This window comes from Anaeromyxobacter dehalogenans 2CP-1 (genome assembly GCF_000022145.1).
Taxonomy (GTDB): domain Bacteria; phylum Myxococcota; class Myxococcia; order Myxococcales; family Anaeromyxobacteraceae; genus Anaeromyxobacter; species Anaeromyxobacter dehalogenans.
On sequence record NC_011891.1, the window covers coordinates 4,264,664 to 4,284,206 of the forward strand.

16 protein-coding genes are annotated in these 19,543 nt (G+C 73.1%); 7 read left to right on the plus strand and 9 right to left on the minus strand.

The window, feature by feature from the left end:
- Positions 1 to 3: 3 nt before the first annotated feature.
- The gene (locus A2CP1_RS19340) at positions 4 to 261 is read right to left on the minus strand and encodes a DUF4212 domain-containing protein (protein ID WP_015934904.1); all 258 of its coding nucleotides are present in this window, start codon (positions 259 to 261) and stop codon (positions 4 to 6) included.
- A 426-nt stretch (positions 262 to 687) separates the two neighbouring features.
- Between A2CP1_RS19340 and A2CP1_RS19345 the strand changes: the two genes are divergently transcribed.
- Entirely contained in the window at positions 688 to 2,298 is a 1,611-nt protein-coding gene (locus A2CP1_RS19345) for an MFS transporter (protein ID WP_245529852.1), read from the plus strand.
- A gap of 205 nt (positions 2,299 to 2,503) precedes the next feature.
- Here A2CP1_RS19345 and A2CP1_RS19350 read toward each other — a convergent pair whose 3' ends face one another.
- Together A2CP1_RS19350 and A2CP1_RS19355 are read right to left on the minus strand one after the other, a co-directional pair.
- Positions 2,504 to 3,904 (minus strand): serine/threonine protein kinase, encoded by a 1,401-nt coding sequence (locus A2CP1_RS19350; RefSeq protein ID WP_015934906.1) that lies wholly within the window; start codon positions 3,902 to 3,904, stop codon positions 2,504 to 2,506.
- A gap of 5 nt (positions 3,905 to 3,909) precedes the next feature.
- Positions 3,910 to 4,656 (minus strand): metallophosphoesterase family protein, encoded by a 747-nt coding sequence (locus tag A2CP1_RS19355; RefSeq protein ID WP_015934907.1) that lies wholly within the window; start codon positions 4,654 to 4,656, stop codon positions 3,910 to 3,912.
- A gap of 458 nt (positions 4,657 to 5,114) precedes the next feature.
- Here A2CP1_RS19355 and A2CP1_RS19360 point away from each other — a divergent pair, with 458 nt between their 5' ends.
- On the plus strand, positions 5,115 to 5,456 hold the full coding sequence (locus tag A2CP1_RS19360; protein WP_015934908.1) for a DUF485 domain-containing protein: 342 nt from the start codon (positions 5,115 to 5,117) through the stop codon (positions 5,454 to 5,456).
- Positions 5,457 to 5,484: 28 nt separating this feature from the next.
- On the plus strand, positions 5,485 to 7,110 hold the full coding sequence (locus A2CP1_RS19365; protein ID WP_015934909.1) for a solute symporter family protein: 1,626 nt from the start codon (positions 5,485 to 5,487) through the stop codon (positions 7,108 to 7,110).
- 116 nt (positions 7,111 to 7,226) lie between these two features.
- Here A2CP1_RS19365 and A2CP1_RS19370 read toward each other — a convergent pair whose 3' ends face one another.
- The gene (locus A2CP1_RS19370; RefSeq protein WP_015934910.1) at positions 7,227 to 8,897 is read right to left on the minus strand and encodes a methyl-accepting chemotaxis protein; all 1,671 of its coding nucleotides are present in this window, start codon (positions 8,895 to 8,897) and stop codon (positions 7,227 to 7,229) included.
- A gap of 272 nt (positions 8,898 to 9,169) precedes the next feature.
- Entirely contained in the window at positions 9,170 to 10,216 is a 1,047-nt protein-coding gene (locus A2CP1_RS19375) for an aminoglycoside phosphotransferase family protein (RefSeq protein ID WP_015934911.1), read from the minus strand.
- A 118-nt stretch (positions 10,217 to 10,334) separates the two neighbouring features.
- On the opposite strand from A2CP1_RS19375, the gene A2CP1_RS19380 reads away from it, so the two are divergent.
- Genes A2CP1_RS19380 through A2CP1_RS19390 form a run of 3 tightly spaced genes read left to right on the plus strand, consistent with a single transcriptional unit; the run spans position 10,335 to position 13,566 of the window.
- Positions 10,335 to 11,714 carry a pyridoxal-phosphate dependent enzyme gene (locus A2CP1_RS19380; RefSeq protein ID WP_015934912.1) on the plus strand — a complete coding sequence of 460 codons (1,380 nt, stop codon included), beginning with the start codon at positions 10,335 to 10,337 and terminating at the stop codon, positions 11,712 to 11,714.
- A gap of 26 nt (positions 11,715 to 11,740) precedes the next feature.
- The gene (locus A2CP1_RS19385) at positions 11,741 to 12,913 is read left to right on the plus strand and encodes a cystathionine gamma-synthase (protein ID WP_015934913.1); all 1,173 of its coding nucleotides are present in this window, start codon (positions 11,741 to 11,743) and stop codon (positions 12,911 to 12,913) included.
- A 32-nt stretch (positions 12,914 to 12,945) separates the two neighbouring features.
- On the plus strand, positions 12,946 to 13,566 hold the full coding sequence (locus A2CP1_RS19390; RefSeq protein ID WP_245529854.1) for a hypothetical protein: 621 nt from the start codon (positions 12,946 to 12,948) through the stop codon (positions 13,564 to 13,566).
- 189 nt (positions 13,567 to 13,755) lie between these two features.
- On the opposite strand, the gene A2CP1_RS19395 is transcribed toward A2CP1_RS19390, so the two are convergent.
- The 3 genes from A2CP1_RS19395 to A2CP1_RS19405 form a co-directional block, all read right to left on the minus strand.
- Positions 13,756 to 14,979 carry an MFS transporter gene (locus tag A2CP1_RS19395; protein WP_015934915.1) on the minus strand — a complete coding sequence of 408 codons (1,224 nt, stop codon included), beginning with the start codon at positions 14,977 to 14,979 and terminating at the stop codon, positions 13,756 to 13,758.
- On the minus strand, positions 14,976 to 16,451 hold the full coding sequence (locus A2CP1_RS19400; RefSeq protein WP_015934916.1) for an MDR family MFS transporter: 1,476 nt from the start codon (positions 16,449 to 16,451) through the stop codon (positions 14,976 to 14,978). The genes A2CP1_RS19395 and A2CP1_RS19400 overlap by 4 nt, the downstream gene beginning before the upstream one ends.
- Positions 16,452 to 16,713: 262 nt before the next feature.
- Complete coding sequence (locus A2CP1_RS19405) at positions 16,714 to 16,944, minus strand: YgaP family membrane protein (RefSeq protein ID WP_012527742.1); 231 nt, start codon at positions 16,942 to 16,944, stop codon at positions 16,714 to 16,716.
- 90 nt (positions 16,945 to 17,034) lie between these two features.
- On the opposite strand from A2CP1_RS19405, the gene A2CP1_RS19410 reads away from it, so the two are divergent.
- Positions 17,035 to 19,119 carry a hypothetical protein gene (locus tag A2CP1_RS19410; RefSeq protein WP_015934917.1) on the plus strand — a complete coding sequence of 695 codons (2,085 nt, stop codon included), beginning with the start codon at positions 17,035 to 17,037 and terminating at the stop codon, positions 19,117 to 19,119.
- Between the two features lie 51 nt (positions 19,120 to 19,170).
- On the opposite strand, the gene A2CP1_RS19415 is transcribed toward A2CP1_RS19410, so the two are convergent.
- On the minus strand, positions 19,171 to 19,485 hold the full coding sequence (locus tag A2CP1_RS19415) for a hypothetical protein (protein ID WP_015934918.1): 315 nt from the start codon (positions 19,483 to 19,485) through the stop codon (positions 19,171 to 19,173).
- Positions 19,486 to 19,543: the final 58 nt, after the last annotated feature.

A 19,543-nucleotide genomic window follows, 5' to 3' on the forward strand; every position in this document is an offset into this window, starting at 1 on the left:
GCCTCAGTCCTCGAACACGTCGTGGGCGCGGTCGAGCCGGTTGGCGATCGCCACGTAGGCCGCGACCAGCAGCACGAACACGAGCTCCGCGCCCTGCTGCCCGAACCAGAAGCCGAGCGGGAAGCCGCCGAGGTGGAACGCGTCCAGCGCGTCGGCGAACAGGATCGCGGCGCCGCACGACACCGCCAGCCAGATCGCCAGGATCGCGGCGACGGTGCGCAGGTTGGCCCTCCAGTACGCGTCCCGCCGATCCCGTTCCATGCGAGCCCTCCGCGCGGCGTCCGGACGTCCGGGCCCGAGAGTACCCCGCCTGCGGCGTTCTGGCCTCTTCCGGGGCGCCAGATCCGTCCGCCGCGCCCCTGCCGGGCGCAACATTCGTCGGGACGGTGCACCTCTTGCGCGGACGCGCCGCGTCAACGACCCAACTCGGCGTACCTCCGCGATAAATCTCGCCACCGACAAGGGGCGTTCGTCGCAGTTCGTGCGCGCAGGGACTGCGCTAAGCGCGGTATTTGCGCGCAGACCGTTGTAAACGGCGAATCCGGTGTGCTACCTCGTACCTCAGGCCACGCGGCTGGCGTACCAACCTCACCGTGGAGGAAGAAAATGTCCGTGTCGTCGGCATCCCCTGTCCGACCCGTCCCCCCCGACTCCGGGTCACGTGCTGGAATCACCCGCGAAGAGAAGATGGTCATCTTCGCGTCGTCCCTCGGAACCGTGTTCGAGTGGTACGACTTCTACCTGTACGGCTCGCTCGCGGCGATCATCAGCAAGCAGTTCTTCGCCGGCGTCGACGAGCGCACCGGCTTCATCTTCGCGCTGCTCGCCTTCGCCGCCGGCTTCGCGGTGCGCCCGTTCGGCGCGGTGGTGTTCGGCCGGCTCGGCGACATGATCGGCCGGAAGCACACCTTCCTCCTCACCATCCTCATCATGGGCGGCTCGACGGCGATCGTCGGCATGCTCCCCAGCTACGCCACGATCGGCGTGCTGGCGCCGATCATCCTCATCTCCATGCGCATGCTGCAGGGCCTCGCGCTGGGTGGTGAGTACGGCGGCGCGGCCACGTACGTGGCCGAGCACGCGCCCCCGGGCCGGCGCGGCAACTTCACGAGCTGGATCCAGACCACCGCCACCCTCGGCCTGTTCCTCTCGCTCCTCATCATCCTCGGCACCCGCATCGGCCTGGGGAACGAGGCGTTCGAGAAGTGGGGCTGGCGCGTCCCGTTCCTGCTCTCGCTGATCCTGCTCGGCATCTCCGTCTACATCCGCCTCCAGCTGAACGAGTCCCCGGTGTTCAAGCGGATGAAGGAGGAGGGCAAGGCCTCGAAGGCCCCGCTCACCGAGTCCTTCCTGCGCTGGAACAACCTGAAGATCGTCCTGATGGTGCTGTTCGGCGGCGTCGCCGGCCAGGCGGTGGTCTGGTACACGGGCCAGTTCTACGCGCTGTTCTTCCTCCAGCAGACGCTGAAGGTGGACCCGACCGCGTCGAACTACATGATCGCGGCCTCGCTGATCATCGGCACGCCGTTCTTCATCGTGTTCGGCACGCTGTCCGACAAGATCGGCCGCAAGCGGATCATCATGGCGGGCTGCGTGCTCGCCGCGCTGACCTACTTCCCGATCTTCAAGGGCATCACGAAGTACGCGAACCCGGCGCTGGAGCACGCGCAGGCGACGAACCCCGTGACGGTGGTCGCCGATCCGAAGGACTGCAGCTTCCAGTTCGACCCGATCGGCAAGGCCAAGTTCACGAAGTCCTGCGACGTCGCCAAGGCCTCGCTCGCGAAGAAGGGCGTGCCGTACCGCAACGAGGAGGCGCCCGCGGGCACCGTCGCCACCATCAAGATCGGCGACGTGGCGGTCTCGAGCTTCGCCGGCAACACGCTCTCGCCGGCAGACTTCAAGACGCAGAACGCCGCGTTCGAGAAGACCCTCGGCGACGCCATCAAGACCGCCGGCTACCCCGCCAAGGCGGACATGAACCAGGTGAACTACGTGATGGTCGTGCTGCTCCTGACCATCCTCGTCATCTACGTGACCATGGTGTACGCGCCGATCGCGGCGTGGCTGGTCGAGCTCTTCCCGGCTCGCATCCGCTACACCTCGATGTCGCTGCCGTACCACATCGGCAACGGCTGGTTCGGCGGCTTCCTGCCGACCATCTCGTTCGCGATGGTCGCCGCCAGCGGCGACATCTACTACGGCCTCTGGTACCCCATCGTCATCGCGCTCATCACCGCGGTCCTCGGCACCCTGTTCATGCCCGAGACCAAGGATCGCGACATCAACCACGAGTAGCATGAGCGGCGCGCAGTTCGGGATGATGGCCGGTGGCCTGGCCGTGCTGGGCCCCGTCATCTGGGGAGTGGCGGAGGTCACCAGCAGGTAGTCGCCGCTCGTGCCGGGGCCGGACGTGCACATCCCGCACGTCCGGCCCCTTCCCTTTTGTCCGCGCGGCGCCGGTGGCCGCCGCGGCGACGGGAGGGGATGGGTTCACGTGCTCTCAGCGCCGGCCGGGCGGGCGCACCAGCGTCACGGTGCAGGGCGCCTCCAGCGCGACCTTCGTCGCGACGGTGCCGAGGATCCCGCGCAGCGGCACGTCGGGCGGGGGCGCGCCGATCACCAGGTGCTCGACGCCGTTGGCGCGCGCGTAGTCCACCAGCGCCTGCGCCGCGTCGCCGGACTCGATCACGTGCAGCGAGACCTGCCCGGCCGCGAGCCCCAGCGGCTCGGCCCAGTGGCGGAGCAGCGCCAGGTGCTTGATGCGCTGGTGCGCGGCCGTCTCGTCGGCGCTCGAGCCGCCCAGCTCCGGGGTGGGCCGGATGACCGTCGCCACCGCGAGCCGCCGCGCGTCCTGGAGCGAGAGGAGCCGCCGCACCGTCTGGCGGATGGCCTCGAACTGCGCCTCGTTCGTGTGCTGCGTGGCGATGCAGGCGAGCACGATCGCCGCCCCGGACAGCTCGGTGGACGGGAGCGCCAGCGGCGCCGGCTCGTAGCCGGCGGCCTTGATCCAGCGGCGGAGCAGGGTGAGCGGCCCGGCGGCGCGCCGGCGGCGCCCGCGCTCGGTGATCGTCACCTGGTCCGGGTGCGCCAGGTCGAACGCGACCTGCGCGGCCGAGGCGTGGCGGCGGCTCGCGTCCGGCTCGAGGCACCGCAGGACCAGCTCCTGGAACCACTCCGGCAGCGCCGGCACCAGGGCCCGCGGCGGGGTCGGATCGCGGTACAGCCGCCGGCGCAGGCCGCCGGGCGTGGTGGGCGTGCCGAACGGCAGCCGGCCGGTGGCGAGCTCGTACAGCACCACCCCGAGCGCGAACAGGTCGCTGCGCGGGTCGCTCCGCGCGCCGACCACCTGCTCCGGCGCGATGTACGGCGCCGATCCGATGGGGCGCCGGAACTCCTCGGCGAGGAGGTCCGGGTAGTGGGCGTGGTGCGCGAGCCCGAAGTCCACCAGCACCGCCTCGCCGGTGGGCCGGAACACCACGTTGGCCGGCTTCAGGTCGAGGTGGATCGCCTCCTGCTGGTGCAGGTCGTGAAGCGCGGTGGCGAGCGCGATCCCGATGCGCACCACCTCGTCGAGGGGGACCGGCCCGTCGCCGACCCACTCCTTGAGCGAGCGGCCGCGGACCTCCTCCATCACGAGGTAGGGCTGCCGCTCCAGGTCGCCGGCGGCCACGAAGCGCGGCACGTGCGGCCCCTTCAGCGCGGCGAGCACGGTCTGCTCGACCTCGAAGGAGATCACGCTGCTCGCCGGCTCCCCCGGGCCGAGGCGCGGGATCTTCATGATCAGCGGGAAGCCGGTGTCCGGGCCCGTGACCCGGTAGATCACGCCCATCCCGCCCGCGTGGAAGCGCTCGCCGATGCGGAAGCCGTCCACCACGTCGCCGGGCCCGGGCAGGTCGCTCACTGGGCTCACTCTCCGTGCGCGAGGCGCTGCGCGAGCCGCTCGGGCAGCCCGGCCGCGCGCACCTTCGCGGCGGCCGCCGGCCAGTCGTAGGGGACGCGGTGGAAGGTGATGGACGCGCGCGCCACGTCCACGATGGCGTAGCACGCCGCGGTGTTCCCGTCGCGGGGCTGGCCCGCCGAGCCCACCACCGCGAGCCAGCGGCGGCGGGGCGGGGCCGGGATGGCCACCCCCGGGATCGGCCGGAACGCCACCGGCCGGTCGGCCGCGCCGGTGTAGTAGAGCACCGGCTCGTGGACGTGCCCGCAGAAGACGTAGGGCGCGCCCGCCGCGGCGAGGCTCCGCTGCGCGTGCAGCGGATCGGTCACGTAGGTCCACTCCCGCGGCGCGTCGGCGCTGGCGTGCACCAGCACCAGCGGGTCGCGCCGGATCACCAGCGGCAGGCCGGCGAGGAACGCGCGCGCGGCCGGCCCGAGCCGCTCGCGGGTCCACGCCACCACCTCCTCGGCGATGGGGTTCATGGTGGCCGCCTCGCGCGGCTCGATCACCGCCGCGTCGTGGTTGCCGAGCACCACCAGCGCGCCGCGCTCCGCGTGCGCCTGGACGAGCTCGAGCACCGCGACCGGATCGGCGCCGTAGCCCACCAGGTCGCCGAGGAACGCGTGGCCGTCCACGCCCGCCGCCTCCGCGTGCGCGAGGCAGGCGGTGAGCGCCTCCAGGTTCGCGTGCACGTCGGCGAACAGCGCCAGCCTCATGCGCACCCCCGGGCCGCGTCGCCGCGGCGGACCGCCGGTCCGGCCCCGCGGGCCAGCATAGCAAGCGCAGCCCGTGCGGCCGCGCGGCGCCAGCATTGCGCCAGCGGCCGGACGTGCGGCCGGCTGCCTCCCCCGTTCCGGCGCCGCGCCGTCACGCTCCGTGCGTTTCGACCCAGGGGAAACGCAAAGCGTTCGCGCAAGCGGTGCGTCGCGCGGGCATCATCGACTCGAAGCGGCGACGTCGATTGACCAAGGTCAGCAATTCGCGCAATTTTGTGCGCGGGCGACTCTATCGTTCGCGCATTTCGTGCTGTAGGCTTGCCGCTCGAAATGCCCGAACCCACGATGTGCGCGCTCCCCACGCAATCGCGGTCCTCGGGAGGCAGCCCGGCTGACTCGTCGCACCGCACTTTCGAGAGACGCCCGGCGCGTTCGCGCAGGCATCCAAGGAGAGTCAAATGGCAGAAGCGGCACGGAGCGGTTCCAGCACGGACAAGGGCCACAAGAGCTCGCTCCAGGTCCTCGATTCCCCGGACTTCAAGGCGCTGGTGAAGAAGCGCTGGAGCGTCAGCATGGTGCTGCTCGCCCTGCTCTTCGTCGGCTACTACGGCTTCATCCTGCTGCTCGCGACGAACAAGGCCTTCGTCACGCAGAAGGTCGGCGAGGTCACCACGCTCGCCATCCCGCTCGGCGTCGCGGTCATCATCTTCGCCTGGCTGCTCACCGCCTACTACGTGGGCTGGGCCAACAAGTCGTACGACCCCGAGGTCGAGCGGCTGAAGTCCCAGCTGAAGCGTTGACCCGGATCGCACCAGGAGACCCGTGACCATGACCCACCTCGGCGTGATCCAGCAGCTCATCCTCCAGCAGGCGCAGCAGGCGGCGCCCCAGGCGACCACCACCCTCGGGAAGCCGACCGTCGCGTCCATCGGCTTCTTCTTCCTGATCGTGGCGGTGACGCTCGTCATCACCTACTTCGCGGCGAAGAAGACCAAGACCTCCTCCGAGTTCTACGCCGCCGGCCGCAGCGTGTCCGCGCTCCAGAACGGCTTCGCGCTCGCCGGCGACTACATGTCCGCCGCGTCCTTCCTCGGCATCTCCGGCATGGTCGCCCTCAAGGGCTACGACGGCATGATCTACGCCACGGGCTGGCTCGTCGGCTGGCCGGCGCTCATGTTCCTGGTGGCGGAGCCGCTGCGCAACCTGGGCAAGTTCACGTTCGCGGACGTGGTCGCGTTCCGCCTGCGCCAGAAGCCGGTCCGCATCGCGGCGGCCATCGGCGGCATCCTGACCGTGCTCTTCTACACCATCGCGCAGATGGTCGGCTCCGGCGCGCTCATCCAGCTCATGTTCGGCCTGAAGTACGAGATCGCCGAGATCATCGTCGGCGTGGTCATGCTCGCGTACGTGCTGTTCGGCGGCATGCTCGCCACGACCTGGGTGCAGATCATCAAGGCCGGCCTGCTGCTGTTCGGCGTGACCATCCTGACCGGGCTCGTGCTCGCGAAGTTCGGCTTCAACCCCGGCAACCTGTACCAGGCGGTGGTGGCGCAGTACGGCCAGCCGTCGCTCGAGCCGGGCGGCTTCGTCGCGAACCCGGTGGAGGCGGTCTCCCTGGGCCTCGCGCTCATGTTCGGCCTGCTGGGCCTGCCGCACATCCTGATGCGCTTCTACACGGTCCCGGACGCCAAGGCGGCCCGCAAGTCGGTGCTCTACGCGACCGGCCTCATCGGCTACTTCTACCTGATCATCCCGATCGTCGGCTTCGGCGCGGCCGTGCTCACGCCGGGCGGGCGCGCGTTCATCACCTCGGTCGACAAGGGCGGCAACATGGCCTCGCCGATCCTGGCGGAGCAGCTGCTCGGCTCCGGCTTCCTCGGCTTCATCGCCGCGGTCGCGTTCGCGACCATCCTCGCGGTGGTGGCGGGCCTCACGCTGGCCGGCGCGTCGGCCTACTCGCACGACATCTACGTGAACGTCATCAAGGGCGGGCACGCGACCGAGGAGGAGCAGGTCAAGGCCGCCAAGACCGCGACGGTGGTGTTCGGCATCTTCGCGGTGGGCCTGGGCATCCTCTTCAAGGGCCAGAACGTGGCGTTCATGGTGGGCCTCGCGTTCGCCATCGCGGCCAGCGCGAACTTCCCGGCGCTGCTCATGTCCATCGTGTGGAAGCGCTTCACCACCATGGGCGCGGTCTGGTCGATCCTGGTGGGCGCGTTCTCGTCCTGCATCATGATCCTGCTGTCGCCGACGGTCTGGGGCGAGGTGTTCCACCACCTCGACGCCGCGGGCAAGCCCTACGGCATCCTGCCGTGGAAGAACCCGGCCATCTTCTCGATGACCGCCGCGTTCGTCGCGGGCATCGTGGTGTCGCTCGTGACCGCCGACCAGACGGCGCAGGACAAGTTCGAGGACGAGAAGCTCCGCACGTACCTCGGCGTCGGCGCCGAGTAGCGTCCCGGGCGGCGGCCCCTCCTCGACGCCGCCCTGAAGCCGCGCGGGCGGGCCCCTCCGGGCCCGCCCGTTCTTCTTTCGCGCGCGCCGCGGCGCGCGGCCCGGGCGGCGGCCGCCTAGAACCGGCGGAACTCGCCGTCGCCGGCCTTGCCGTTGCGCGCCGGGAGCGCGGGGAGCTCCGGCGCCACCGGCCGCGCGGCGGGGCGCGTCGGCGCCGCCGCGGTGAGGTGCGGCACGGGGGCCGGCTGCGCCCGCGGGGCGGTGTGGCCGGGGGCGCGGTGGTCGGCCGCGAGCTGGAAGAAGCTCATGAGCTGCTGGAGCGCCTCCGCCTGCGAGGCCATCTCCTCGGCGGTGGAGGACAGCTCCTCCGCGGCCGAGGCGTTCCGCTGCGTCACCTGGTCCACCGTGGCCATGGCCTTCGACACCTGCGCCACGCCGGCCGACTGTTCCTGCGACGCCGCCGCCACCTCCTGCACCAGGTCGGAGGTCTTGCGGATGGCGGGGATCATCTCGGCGATCATGTCGCCCGAGCGCACCGCCACGGCCACCGACGAGGACGCCAGCCCGCCGATCTCCTGCGCCGCCTTCTGGGCGCGCTCGGCCAGCTTGCGGACCTCCGTCGCCACCACCGCGAAGCCCTTGCCGTGCTCGCCGGCCCGGGCCGCCTCGATGGCCGCGTTCAGCGCGAGGAGGTTGGTCTGGTAGGCGATCTCCTCCACGATGCCGATCCGCTCGGCGATCGCGCGCATCGCCTCGACGGCCTCCTTCACCGCCGCGCCGCCCGCGTCGGCGCTGCGCGCGCCGTCCTTCGCCATCGCCTCCGACTGGCGGGCGGCCTCCGCGTTCTGCGTGATCGACGCGCTCATCTCCTCGAGGGACGAGGTGGTCTCCTCCACGCTGGCGGCCTGCTCGCCGGTGCCCTGGGAGAGCGACTGCGACGTGGCCGAGACCTGCGCCGACGCGCCGGTGAGCGCCTCGGCGCCGCCGCGCACCTCGGCGATCACCGTGGCGATGCGCTCCGCGGTGGCGCGCATGGCCGCCTGGAGCCGGCCGGCCTCGTCGGCGCGATCCACGGTGGGGAGCTCGCGCAGGTCGCCCTGCGCCATCCGCTCGAGCGCCGCGACCACGCCGCTCACCGGCGTCACCACCGAGCGCGTGATCACCACGCTGAGCACGCCGCCGAACAGCACCGCGACGAGGAGCGTGACGGCGAGCGTGGTCCGGACCGAGGACGCGACCGCGGTCACCATCTCCGCCCGAGACTGCATCTGCCGGTGGTGCTCCTCGGCCAGCTCGTCGGCCGCGTCCACGACCCCGCGCGCCGACGCGTTGAACTCGGCCGCCGCGGCGCTGCCGGAGTCGGTGGACCCGTGCTTGCCGGCGCGGATCTCGGCCAGGAGCCGGCCCATCCCCGACACGTACGCGTCGAGGTCGCGGTGGATGGCCGAGAGCCGGACCCGGTCGTCCTCGCCCGCCAGCCGGTCCATCTCGCCGACGGACGTGCGGAGCTGCGTGAGGTCGGCCTCCCACTGCCGCTGGTAGTCGGCGACGGTGGCGGCCTGCTCGATGTTGATGAGGATGTCCTTCTCGAAGCGGCGCAGGCCGAGCGCCGCCGCGCGGGCGTCGTCGGCGTGCCGCGCCAGGAGCGCGTCGCCCCCGAGCATCTCGGCGGTGGACGCGCGGATGCGCTCGGTACCCCAGTAGCCGGATGCCGCGACCGCGGCGGTCGTCAGGGCCATGAGGCCGAAGGCGAGGAGCAGGCGGACTCGGATCGACAGGTCTTTCACACAGCCTCCCGGCGCGGACGCGCCAACGGCCCGGGCGGGTGTGCAAGCACGGGCCCGGCCCCGGCGCGGCAGTGCGCCGCGCGCGTCGGGTGCGTGTGGGACGGCGGAACGCTCCAGGTCCCGCGGGCTTGGGACCAGCAGGGGCAGGTTTCCCCATCACCCGCCACAAATGGGTATGGGTCAACCCAGGGTCCGCGGATCGGCCCCGTTCTTGCTCTCCCAGTGATGGCGCGGCGCGGTGCGCGCGGCGGCGGCGCGAGGGCGCGCGCCCGCTACGGCGCCAGCTCGGGCACGTGGCGCGCGAGGACGCGCTGGAGCTCCGCCAGCTCGGGACGGCGCGCGAACGCGTCGCGCACGTAGCGCAGCGAGGCCGGGATGGAGACCAGGAACCCCGGGTTCCCCTTCACGCGGTCGATGAACACGAAGCGCCCGGCGTCCTTCAGCTTGCGCTGCACGGTGAGCAGGTCGAACGTGGCGCGGAACGGGCCGTACTCGAGGCGCGGACCGCCGGCCGCCGCGAACCGCTCCAGCCAGCGGCGCAGGAGCGCGTCGATCAGCTCGGGCGGGAGCTCCACGTAGCTGTCGCGCAGCAGCGCCACGAGGTCGTACTGGCGCGGCCCGAGCAGCGCGTCCTGGAAGTCGATGACCGCCTGCGCGCCGGCGGGCAGCACCATGATGTTGCGCGACTGGTAGTCGCGGTGGGTGAACCCGCGCGGCTCCGCCGCGAGCGCCGCCGCGATCCGGTCGAAGTCGCGGTCCACCACCGCGCGCTCCTCCGGCGAGAGCCGCGCGCCCTTCCAGGCCTCGAGCCCCCACTCCACGAAGTGGTCCAGCTCCCAGCGGTACAGCTCCTCGTCGAACGCGCGGGTGAACGCGACGCACCCGGCCGGCCGGGCCTCGGCCGCGGCGCGCAGCCGGGCGAGCTGGTCGATCGCGTCCTCGTACAGGCGCGCGCGGGGCGCGCCGGCGAGCAGGCGCGTCTCGAGCATGTCGTCGCCGAGATCCTCCAGCACCATCAGCCCCTCGGCCTCCTCGAACGCGAGGATGGCGGGGACGCGCACGCCCAGGCCGGACAGGTAGCGCTGCACGTCGACGAACGGGTTCACGGCGGGCGCGCCGCCCTTCGTGACCTCCTCCGGCTTCGCGTCCGGCGGCATCACCATGACGACGTGCGAGCGCGGGCGCTCGCCGACCCGCCAGTAGCTGCGCAGCGACGCGTGGCCGGCCAGGCGCCGCACGGGCGCGCGGGAGACGTCCTCGCCGGTGGCGCGCGCCACCGCCGCGCGGACGCGGGCCTCGGTCTCCAAGGGTTCGCTCATGCCGTGGGCCTCGCCTCTCCTAGGGGTCGCGCCGCGCCGGTCCGGCGCGTTGACGCGGGTCACGCCGCCTGCCTATAACGCCGGGATTCCCGTCGATCTTTCCGGATCCGGAGCCCCCATGGCCTACCACGAGACCGTCCTCTCCGCGATCGGGCACACGCCGCTCGTCCGCCTGCAGAAGCTCACCGGTCCCGACGACGCGACCGTGCTCGTGAAGCTCGAGTACCTGAACCCCGGCGGCTCCATCAAGGACCGCATGGCGGTGCACATCCTCGAGAAGGCGGAGCGCTCGGGGCTGCTGCGGCCGGGCGGCACCATCGTCGAGAACACCAGCGGCAACACCGGCGTGGGCCTGGCCATGGCGGCGGCGGTGAAGGGGTACCGCTGCGTGTTCACCATGCCGGACAAGATGTCGAAGGAGAAGCAGGACACGCTGAAGGCGTTCGGCGCGAAGGTGATCGTGACGCCGACCAACGTGCCGGCCGACTCGCCCGACAGCTACTACTCGGTGGCCAAGCGCATCGCGGCGGAGACGCCCAACAGCTTCTACGTGAACCAGTACCACAGCCTCGACAACGTCGAGGCCCACTACCAGCTCACCGCCCCCGAGATCTGGGAGCAGACCGGCGGCCGGCTCGACGCGTTCGTGGCCGGCCTGGGCACCGGCGGGACCATGAGCGGCTGCGGGAAGTTCTTCAAGGAGAAGGCCCCCGCCATCCTCAACGTCGGCGTGGACCCGATCGGCTCGGTGTACCACTCGATGTTCAAGACCGGGAAGCTCTCGCAGCCCCACGTCTACAAGGTGGAGGGCATCGGCGAGGACATGATGTGCGGCGCGATGGACCTCTCGGTCCTCGACGACGTCCGCCAGGTGAACGACGCCGAGGCGTTCGTGATGGCGCGCCGGCTCGCCCGCGAGGAGGGCGTCCTCGCCGGCGGCTCCTCCGGGGCGGCGGTGCACGTCGCGGTGAAGCTCGCGAAGGAGCTCGGCAAGGGCAAGGTGATCGTGGTGCCGCTGCCCGACGGCGGGCGCGCCTACATCTCCAAGTTCTACTCGGACGAGTGGATGCGCGACAACGGCTTCCCGGTGGGCGCGGGCGGCCCGGTGTCCGCCGCCACCGTGAAGGACGTGCTCGGCCGCCGCCGCGGCGAGGTCATCTCCGCGCGCAAGACCGACAAGGTCGAGGCGGTGGTGAAGAAGATGAAGGAGCACGACATCTCGCAGATGCCGGTGGTGGACGACACCGGCCGCGCCATCGGGATGATCCACGAGTACGACCTGCTCAACTTCCTCATCGAGGGGAAGCACCGCCTCACCGAGGTGGTCGAGCCGCTGGTGCAACCGCTGCAGGGCGTGGTGGAGCCGGAGACGGCGCTCTCGCGCCTCCGCGACATCTTCAACGACGATCACGTGGCGGTGGTGAAGGAGGGCGATCGGGTCACCGGCATCGTGACCAAGATCGACCTCATCGAGTTCCTGGCGCAGCGGCTCCGCTAGCCGCCCCGCCCTCCCACGGAGCGACCATGGCCGACGCCGAGACGAAGCCCGGGTTCGACACCCTCGCCATCCACGCCGGCCAGGCGCCGGATCCGACCACCGGCGCGATCATGACGCCGGTGTACCTGTCGTCCACCTACGTGCAGGCCTCGCCCGGCGTGCACAAGGGCTTCGAGTACTCGCGCACCCGCAACCCGACGCGCGACGCGCTCCAGGGCTGCCTGGCGGCGCTGGAGGGCGGCCGGCACGCGCTCGCGTTCGCCTCCGGCCTCGCCGCCACCGACGCGATCCTCCACCTGCTCCAGGCGGGCGACCACGTCCTCGCCTCGGACGACGTGTACGGCGGCACCTTCCGCATCTTCGACAAGGTGTTCCGCCGCCACGGGCTGGAGTTCTCGCACGTGGACATGAGCGACCCGCGCAACGTGGAGCGCGGGCTGCGCCCGAACACGCGGCTGGTGTGGATCGAGAGCCCCACCAACCCCATGCTGAAGATCGTGGACCTCGCCGAGGTGGCGCGGATGGCGCGGGCGCACGGGGCGCGCACGGTGGTGGACAACACCTTCGCCACGCCGTACTTCCAGCGTCCGCTCGAGCTCGGCATCGACCTCGTCGCCCACTCCACCACCAAGTACCTGAACGGCCACTCCGACGTGATCGGCGGGGCGCTGGTGACCTCGGACGACGCGCTGCACGAGCGGCTCGCGTTCCTGCAGAACGCGGTGGGCGGGGTGCCCGGGCCGCTCGACAGCTTCCTGGTGCTGCGCGGGCTGAAGACGCTGCACGTGCGCATGCAGCGCCACGCCGAGAACGCGCTCGCGCTGGCGCGCTTCCTGGAGGGCCACCCGCAGGTGGAGCGCGTCACCTACCCGGGCCTCGCCTCGCACCCGCAGCACGGGCTCGCGGCCCGGCAGATGAGGGGCTTCGGCGGCATGCTCACGTTCGTGATCCGCGGCGGCCTGCCGGCGGCGCGCGCCTTCCTCGAGCACGTGCGGATCTTCGCGTGCGCGGAGTCGCTCGGGGGCGTGGAGAGCCTCATCGAGCACCCGGCCATCATGACCCACGCGTCGGTGCCGAAGGAGACGCGCGAGGCGCTCGGGATCGCGGACGGCTTCATCCGCGTCTCCGCCGGGATCGAGGCGGTGGACGACCTCCGAGCCGACCTCGAGCGCGGCTTCGCCGCCGCGCGCCGCGCGTGACGGCGGCCCCGGTCCGTGCCACGCTCGCGGGCATGAGACCGCTCGCTGCCGCCTGCCTCGCCGCCGTCCTCGCCGTCACCGCGGCTCCGGCCGCCCGGGCCGACGACGAGGGCCTCGACGCGCAGGTGCTGGCGCTCCGGGTCGGCGCCTGGATCCCGGCCGGCCCTTCCATGGCCGGCCTCGAGCCCGGCCCGGAGGGTGAGCTCACCCTCGGCGTCCGCCTGCTCTCCTGGCTCGGCGCCGAGATGGGCGCGGGCGTCGCCCGCCCGTCCTCGACGTCGGCGGCCGTGCGCGACGCCGCCGGGGTGGCGCGCACGGTGGAGCCGCGGCTGTGGGACGTGCCGGTGGGCGGCGGGCTGCGCGCGTTCCTGGCCGCCGGCCCGGTGGAGCTCTCGGCAGCGGCCGGCGTCGCGGTGCACTTCGTCAGCGCCGAGCGCGACGTGGCGAGCAGCGCCACCACCGCGGTCACGACCGAGAAGGAGGAGGACGCGTCGCTCGGCGGCTGGGCCGCGGTCGCCGCCATGGTGCCGGTGGGACGCCACACCTCGCTCGGCGTGGAGGGCCGCTTCACCGTGCTGCGCCCGCACCTGTTCGGCGAGCGGCAGCGCCTCGACGCGTTCGCGGCCGGGCTGCGGATCGCGCAGGGGTTCTGATCCGCCTCGGCCCGCGCGCGCCGCTCGGAGCGCGTGAATCCATCCCCGGACCGAGCCAGGCGGTCGAGCCGCGAGCAGCGCGAGGCGCGACGACCGAGCATGCCCGTCGGCATGTGAGGGAGGAGCAACGACGCGATGCGACGCGGATCGGCCGCCGCGGCGACGGGAGGGGATGGGTTCACGTGCGCTTCAGCGCTCCTCGGGCGGGCGCAGCGCGCGGAAGCGCCGCCAGAGCAGCAGGTCGTACAGGACCTTGAGGCCGCCCGCGACCAGGAACGGGACGCTCGCCAGCGCGCCGGCGCCGGCGTAGAGCGGCCCCGCCACCGCCGGCGCGAGCGCCGAGCCCACCGTCCGCGCGATGCCCGTCACCCCCGCCGCGGCGGAGCGCTCGTCCGGGTCCACCACCGCGACCGTGTAGGACTGGCGCGTCGGGACGTCCATCTGCGAGATGGAGAAGCGCAGCAGCAGGACGCCGATGGCGAGCGGCAGCGTGGGCATGAGCGGGACGAGCGCCAGCAGCAGGTTCGAGGGCAGGTGCGTCGCCACCATCGTGTTCACGAGGCCGATGCGCCGTGCGATGGCGGAGGCGGACAGCGCCGAGATCCCGGCGAGCACGTTCGCGCCGAAGAAGATCGCGCCGATGGTGGCGGGGCTGGCGCCGAACCGGCGGTGGAACCACCAGGCCACGAAGCTCTGCACCACCAGGCCGCCCGCGAACGCATCCAGCGAGAACAGCGCGGAGAGCTCCAGCACGACGCGCCGGGAGCGGTGCAGGCCGAGGAGCGCGGCGCGCGGCGAGGCCGCGGGGCGCGGGGCGGTCTCCACGCGCGAGGTCAGGCGCAGGAACAGCGCCGCGAGCGCGAGGCCGAGCGCGCCGTAGAGCGCGGTGACGGCGCGGTAGGAGGCGAGCGGGGCGAGGCCGCGGCGCTGCAGGCCCCCGGCGAGCGCCCCGCCGGCGAGCGCGCCGAGCGCCGTCGCGACCGCGCCGGCCAGCTGGTACCAGGCGAACGTCGCGGTCCGGCGCCCCGCCGGCACCGCCTCGGTGAGCGCCGCCTGCTCGATGGCGAGGAACGGCCCCACCTCGTTGCCGGAGGGGCTCATCACGCCGACCGTCGCCGCGAGCAGCAGCAGCGGGAACGCGGTGGTGGCGGAGAACGCGGCGCCCGCGAGCACCATGAGCAGCGCGCCGGCCACGAGCATGCGGCGGCGGCCGATCCGGTCGGCGCGGGTGGTGATCCAGAGCGACAGGGCGGTGTCGCCGAGCAGCGTGAGCGTGAGCAGCGCGCCGATGCGCGGCTGGTCGAGCCCGGCGGCCTCGAGGTGCAGCACCAGCACCACCGAGAGCAGGCCGTACGCGAACAGCCGCACGGCGCGCGTCGCGAACAGCGTGACGACGTCGGCGGGGCGGCTCACGGGCGGTCCGGGGCCGGCGGCGCCCCGGCGCCGGCGCGCTCCGGGTTCCGCACCTCGAGCGCGAGGCGCGGGAAGCGCAGCGCCACCGCGAACGCCGCGCCGGCGATCACCGCCACCGCCGCGAAGATGCTGCCCATGGCGCCCTGCAGCGCCCCCGCCAGCGGCCCCAGGATGCTCGCGTCGATCGACGCCCGCTCCGGCCCGAGCAGCCGCGAGACCAGCGCCCCGTCGGCGCCGCCGCTCGCGAGCGCGTGCGCGAGCACGCCGCCGAGCACGCCCACCGAGAGCGTGCCGCCGATGGTGCGGAAGAACATGGTGGTGGCGGTCGCGACCCCGCGCCGGTTCCAGGGCACGCTCGCCTGCACCGCGATGACGAGCGGCGTGGAGGCGAAGCCCATGCCGGCGCCGTACGCGAACGCCAGCGCCTGGGGCACGAGGAGCGGCACGCCCGGGCGGAGCAGCAGCGCGAGCGCGACGGCGGCGAGCGCGGTCAGGCCCATGCCGGCCCGGACCAGCGCGCGGTAGCCGGTGCGCGGGAGGAGCCGCCCGGAGAGCGCGCTGCAGATCGGCCACCCCACCGCCATGGACGCGATGGCGCTGCCCGCCTGCGTGGGCGTCCCGCCGAGCACGCTCTGGACCCAGAGCGGCACGAACGTGACCATGCCCAGCATCGCCGCGCCGAGCAGCGCGTTCGCCGCGGAGGACACCGCGATGACGCGGTCGCGGAACAGGTCGAGCGGGAGGAGCGGCTCCGGCGCCCGCCGCTCCACCGCGAGGAAGGCCGCCAGCGCGACGGCGGCGAGCGGCAGGGCCACCAGCCCGGTGGCGGGCGAGCGCACCGCGAGGAGCGCGGAGACGACCGCGATCGAGAGCAGCGCCGCCCCGGCCACGTCGAGGCGGTGCGCGTGGCGCTCCGGCCGCTCGTGGTACACGAGCGCCAGCACCAGCGCCGAGCCGAGGCCGAACGGCACGTTCAGCCAGAACACCCAGCGCCAGGAGGCGAGGTGCACGATCGCCCCGCCGAGCAGCGGCCCGACCAGGCCGGCGATGCCCCAGACCGCGCCGAACACGCCCTGGATGCGCGCGCGCTCCTGCGGCTCGAACAGGTCGCCGGCGATGGTGAGCGTGACGGGCTGGATGGCGCCGGCGCCCAGCCCCTGCAGCGCCCGCGCGGCCACCAGCGCCTCCATCGACCGCGCCATCCCGCAGGCGATCGAGCTCGCCACGAACAGCGCGAGCCCGAACAGCATCACCACCTTGCGGCCCTTCAGGTCGGCGAGCTTGCCGTAGATGGGCACGCTCACCGTGGCGGTCAGCATGTAGGCGGCGAAGGCCCAGGCGTACAGCGCCAGCCCGCCCAGCTCCCCCACCACCGACGGCATGGCGGTCGAGACGACCGTCATCTCCATCGCGGCGAGGAACATCCCGAGGAGCAGGGCGACGACGGTGAGTCCGCGGTGGGTCCGGCGCATGGTCGTGAATCGGGAGGGGCCCCAGCCACAGGCTGGGGAGGGGCACTGCCCCTCCCCGCGGGGACCTCGCGAGCACCCGCGCAGCGGGCCGCGAGGTCACGGGCCCCGCGAAGCAGGGGTGGGGCCCCGACGGCTTTGCCGGCGGGGCGGGGACGCAGTCCTCGTCGTAGTGGAACTGGCCCGGCGCGTCAACGCGGAGCGCAGGCCGCGGCCCCCGGCCCGCCGGACGGCGGGCGGGACCGGGCCTGCGTGCGGCGGGAGCTCAGCGCTGCGACGACGCGGGGACGGCGGCGCCCCGCAGGCCCGCCTTCCGCATGATGATCTCGGCCGGGCAGAAGCCGGTGAAGCCGCTCTGGAACAGGTTCGCGCCCACGAACACGGTGAGCCAGAGCCAGCGGGCGTTCACGAAGAGCGGGCTCGCCTCGACGCCCAGCAGGAGCGATACGAGGATGAAGGTCCCGGCCAGGATGCGGACACCGCGTTCGGCGGTCATGACGAGTCTCCTTCGGGGCGTCCGGCGCCCCTCATTGCAGGCGTGAGAGGCCGGGAACGCCGGGAAGGGTTCGCGATAGAGTGCGCGGCCATGTCCATCGCCGCCGCGACCCTGATCGCCCTCGCCATGACCGCGACCCCGAAGCCCCCGCCCGCCCTCGCCCGCGCCGTCGATCGCTGCACCGCCGCCCTGGTCGCGAAGCACGGCGACGCCGAGCGGGATCGCGCCGCCCGCGGCGCCGCCCAGGCGGCCGCGTTCTGGCGGCCGTCGGACGGCGACGCGAAGGCGTTCGAGGCGCTCTGCGTCGAGCAGTTCCGCCCCCGCGGGAGCGACCTCGATCAGACCTTCAAGCGCTTCGAGGCGAGCTTCGAGGCGCTCGACGGCAACGGCCTGGAGATCGCCCGGACGCTCTCCTCCTTCGCGCAGCTGGACGTCGGGCCCATGCAGCCGGTGGACGGCCTGCTCGCCGCCTACGACCCGTCGGCGCACGTGGTGGACGACCTGTTCGACGGGAAGATCGCGTTCGCGGCGCTGCTCAACTTCCCGCTCACCACGCTCGACGAGCGGCTCCGCCAGGGCGAGGCCTGGTCCCGGCGCGAGTGGGCCGAGGCGCGGCTCGCGAACCGCTTCGCGCGCCGCGTGCCCGCGGCGGTGAACCGCGAGATCGCGAAGGCCGGCGCGGACGCCGACCTCTACATCGCCGACTACAACGTCTACGTGCACCACCTGGTGGACGACCAGGGGGCGCGCCTGTTCCCGAAGGGCAAGCGGCTCCTGTCGCACTGGAACCTGCGCGACGAGCTGAAGGCGCAGTACGCCGACCCGCAGGGCCTGGCGCGGCAGCGCGCCATCGCCAAGGTGATGGAGCGGATCGTGACGCAGACCATCCCGGCCGCGGTGGTGAACGACCCGGCGGTCGATTGGAACCCGTGGACGAACGCGGTGCGCCCCGCGCCGGCCGACGCCATCGAGGCCGGGGCGAAGCCGCGCGCGAAGGTGGACGGCGCGCGCGAGGCCGACGTGCGCTACGCCCGCATCCTCGCGAACTTCCGGGCGCAGCGGGCCGCCGACCCGTACTCGCCCTCGGTGCCCACGCTCATCGCCCGCAAGTTCGAGCTGGAGCGCGAGCTGCCCGAGGCCCGGGTGGTCGCGATGCTGGAGGAGGTGCTGGGCGCGCCGGAGATCAAGCGCATCGCGGCGCTCATCGAGGCGCGGCTCGGGCGCAAGCTGGAGCCGTTCGACATCTGGTACCCGGGCTTCAAGCCGCGCGCGCGCCAGTCGGAGGCGGAGCTGGACGCGATGACGCGCAAGCGCTACCCGACGCCGGCCGCGTTCGCGAAGGACCTCCCGAACGTGCTCCAGCGCCTCGGGTTCGCGCCGGAGAAGGCCGCCTGGCTCGCGGAGCGGATCGCGGTGGACCCGGCCCGCGGCTCGGGCCACGCCATGGGCGCCGCGCGCCGCGGCGACCAGGCGCACCTGCGCACCCGCGTCGGCCCGGACGGCATGGACTACAAGGGCTTCAACATCGCCGTCCACGAGCTGGGGCACAACGTCGAGCAGACCTTCTCGCTCTACGGCGTGGACTCGACGCTGCTGCAGGGCGTGCCGAACACCGCGTTCACCGAGGCGATCGCGTTCGTGTTCCAGGCGCGCGACCTCGAGGTGCTGGGGCTGCCCGGCCCCGGCGCCGAGGAGCAGCGGCTGCGCGCGGTGAGCGACCTGTGGGACGCCTACGAGATCTCCGGCGTGGCGCTGGTGGACCTCGGGATCTGGAAGTGGATGTACGCGCACCCCCAGGCCACGCCGGCGCAGCTCCGCGAGGCGACGCTCGGGATCGCGCGCGACGTGTGGAACCGCTGGTACGCACCGGTGCTGGGCGCCCGCGACGTCCCGCTGCTCGCCATCTACTCGCACATCGTCTCGAACGTCCTCTACGTCCCCGACTACCCGGTGGGCCGGCTCATCTCCGCGCAGATCGAGGACCACCTCGCCGCGCTGCCGAAGAACGCGACGCTGGGCTCGGAGATCGAGCGGATGACCACGGTGGGCGCGGTGTCGCCGGATCTGTGGATGAAGAAGGCCACCGGCGCGCCCGTCTCCGCCACCCCGCTCGTCCGCGCCGCGGCCCGCGCGCTCGACGCGATGCCGGCGCAGGGCGCGACCGGGAGCCGGTAGGCGCGCGACGGCTCCGCCCCCGGCGCGGGTCGCCGCCCCGGGGGCTCGCCGTCAGCGCGCGGCGCCGGCGTCCTGCGCGCCGGCGCTCCCGCAGGCCCGGCACGAGGCCACGAACGCGTGCGCCTCGTCGTAGGCGCCCACGAAGCAGCGGCGGCCGCCGGGCGCGTCGTCGTAGACGGCCACCGCGCGGCTGTACGAGAAGGCGGGCTCGAACTCCTCCCAGCCCACCTCGGCCAGCTCCGCCGGGCACGACTCGCCCGGCATCGCCAGCGCGAGCCGGCCGCTCGCCTCCTCGCGGCAGGGCCGGGCCGCGCGGGCCTCGGCCCAGCGGCGCAGCTCGACGACGTCCTGCGTGGTGCGAAGCATGGCGGCTCCTTCCGTCGCGGGGTGCGGGCCCGGACATGGCGCGCGGGGCCGACGCGCG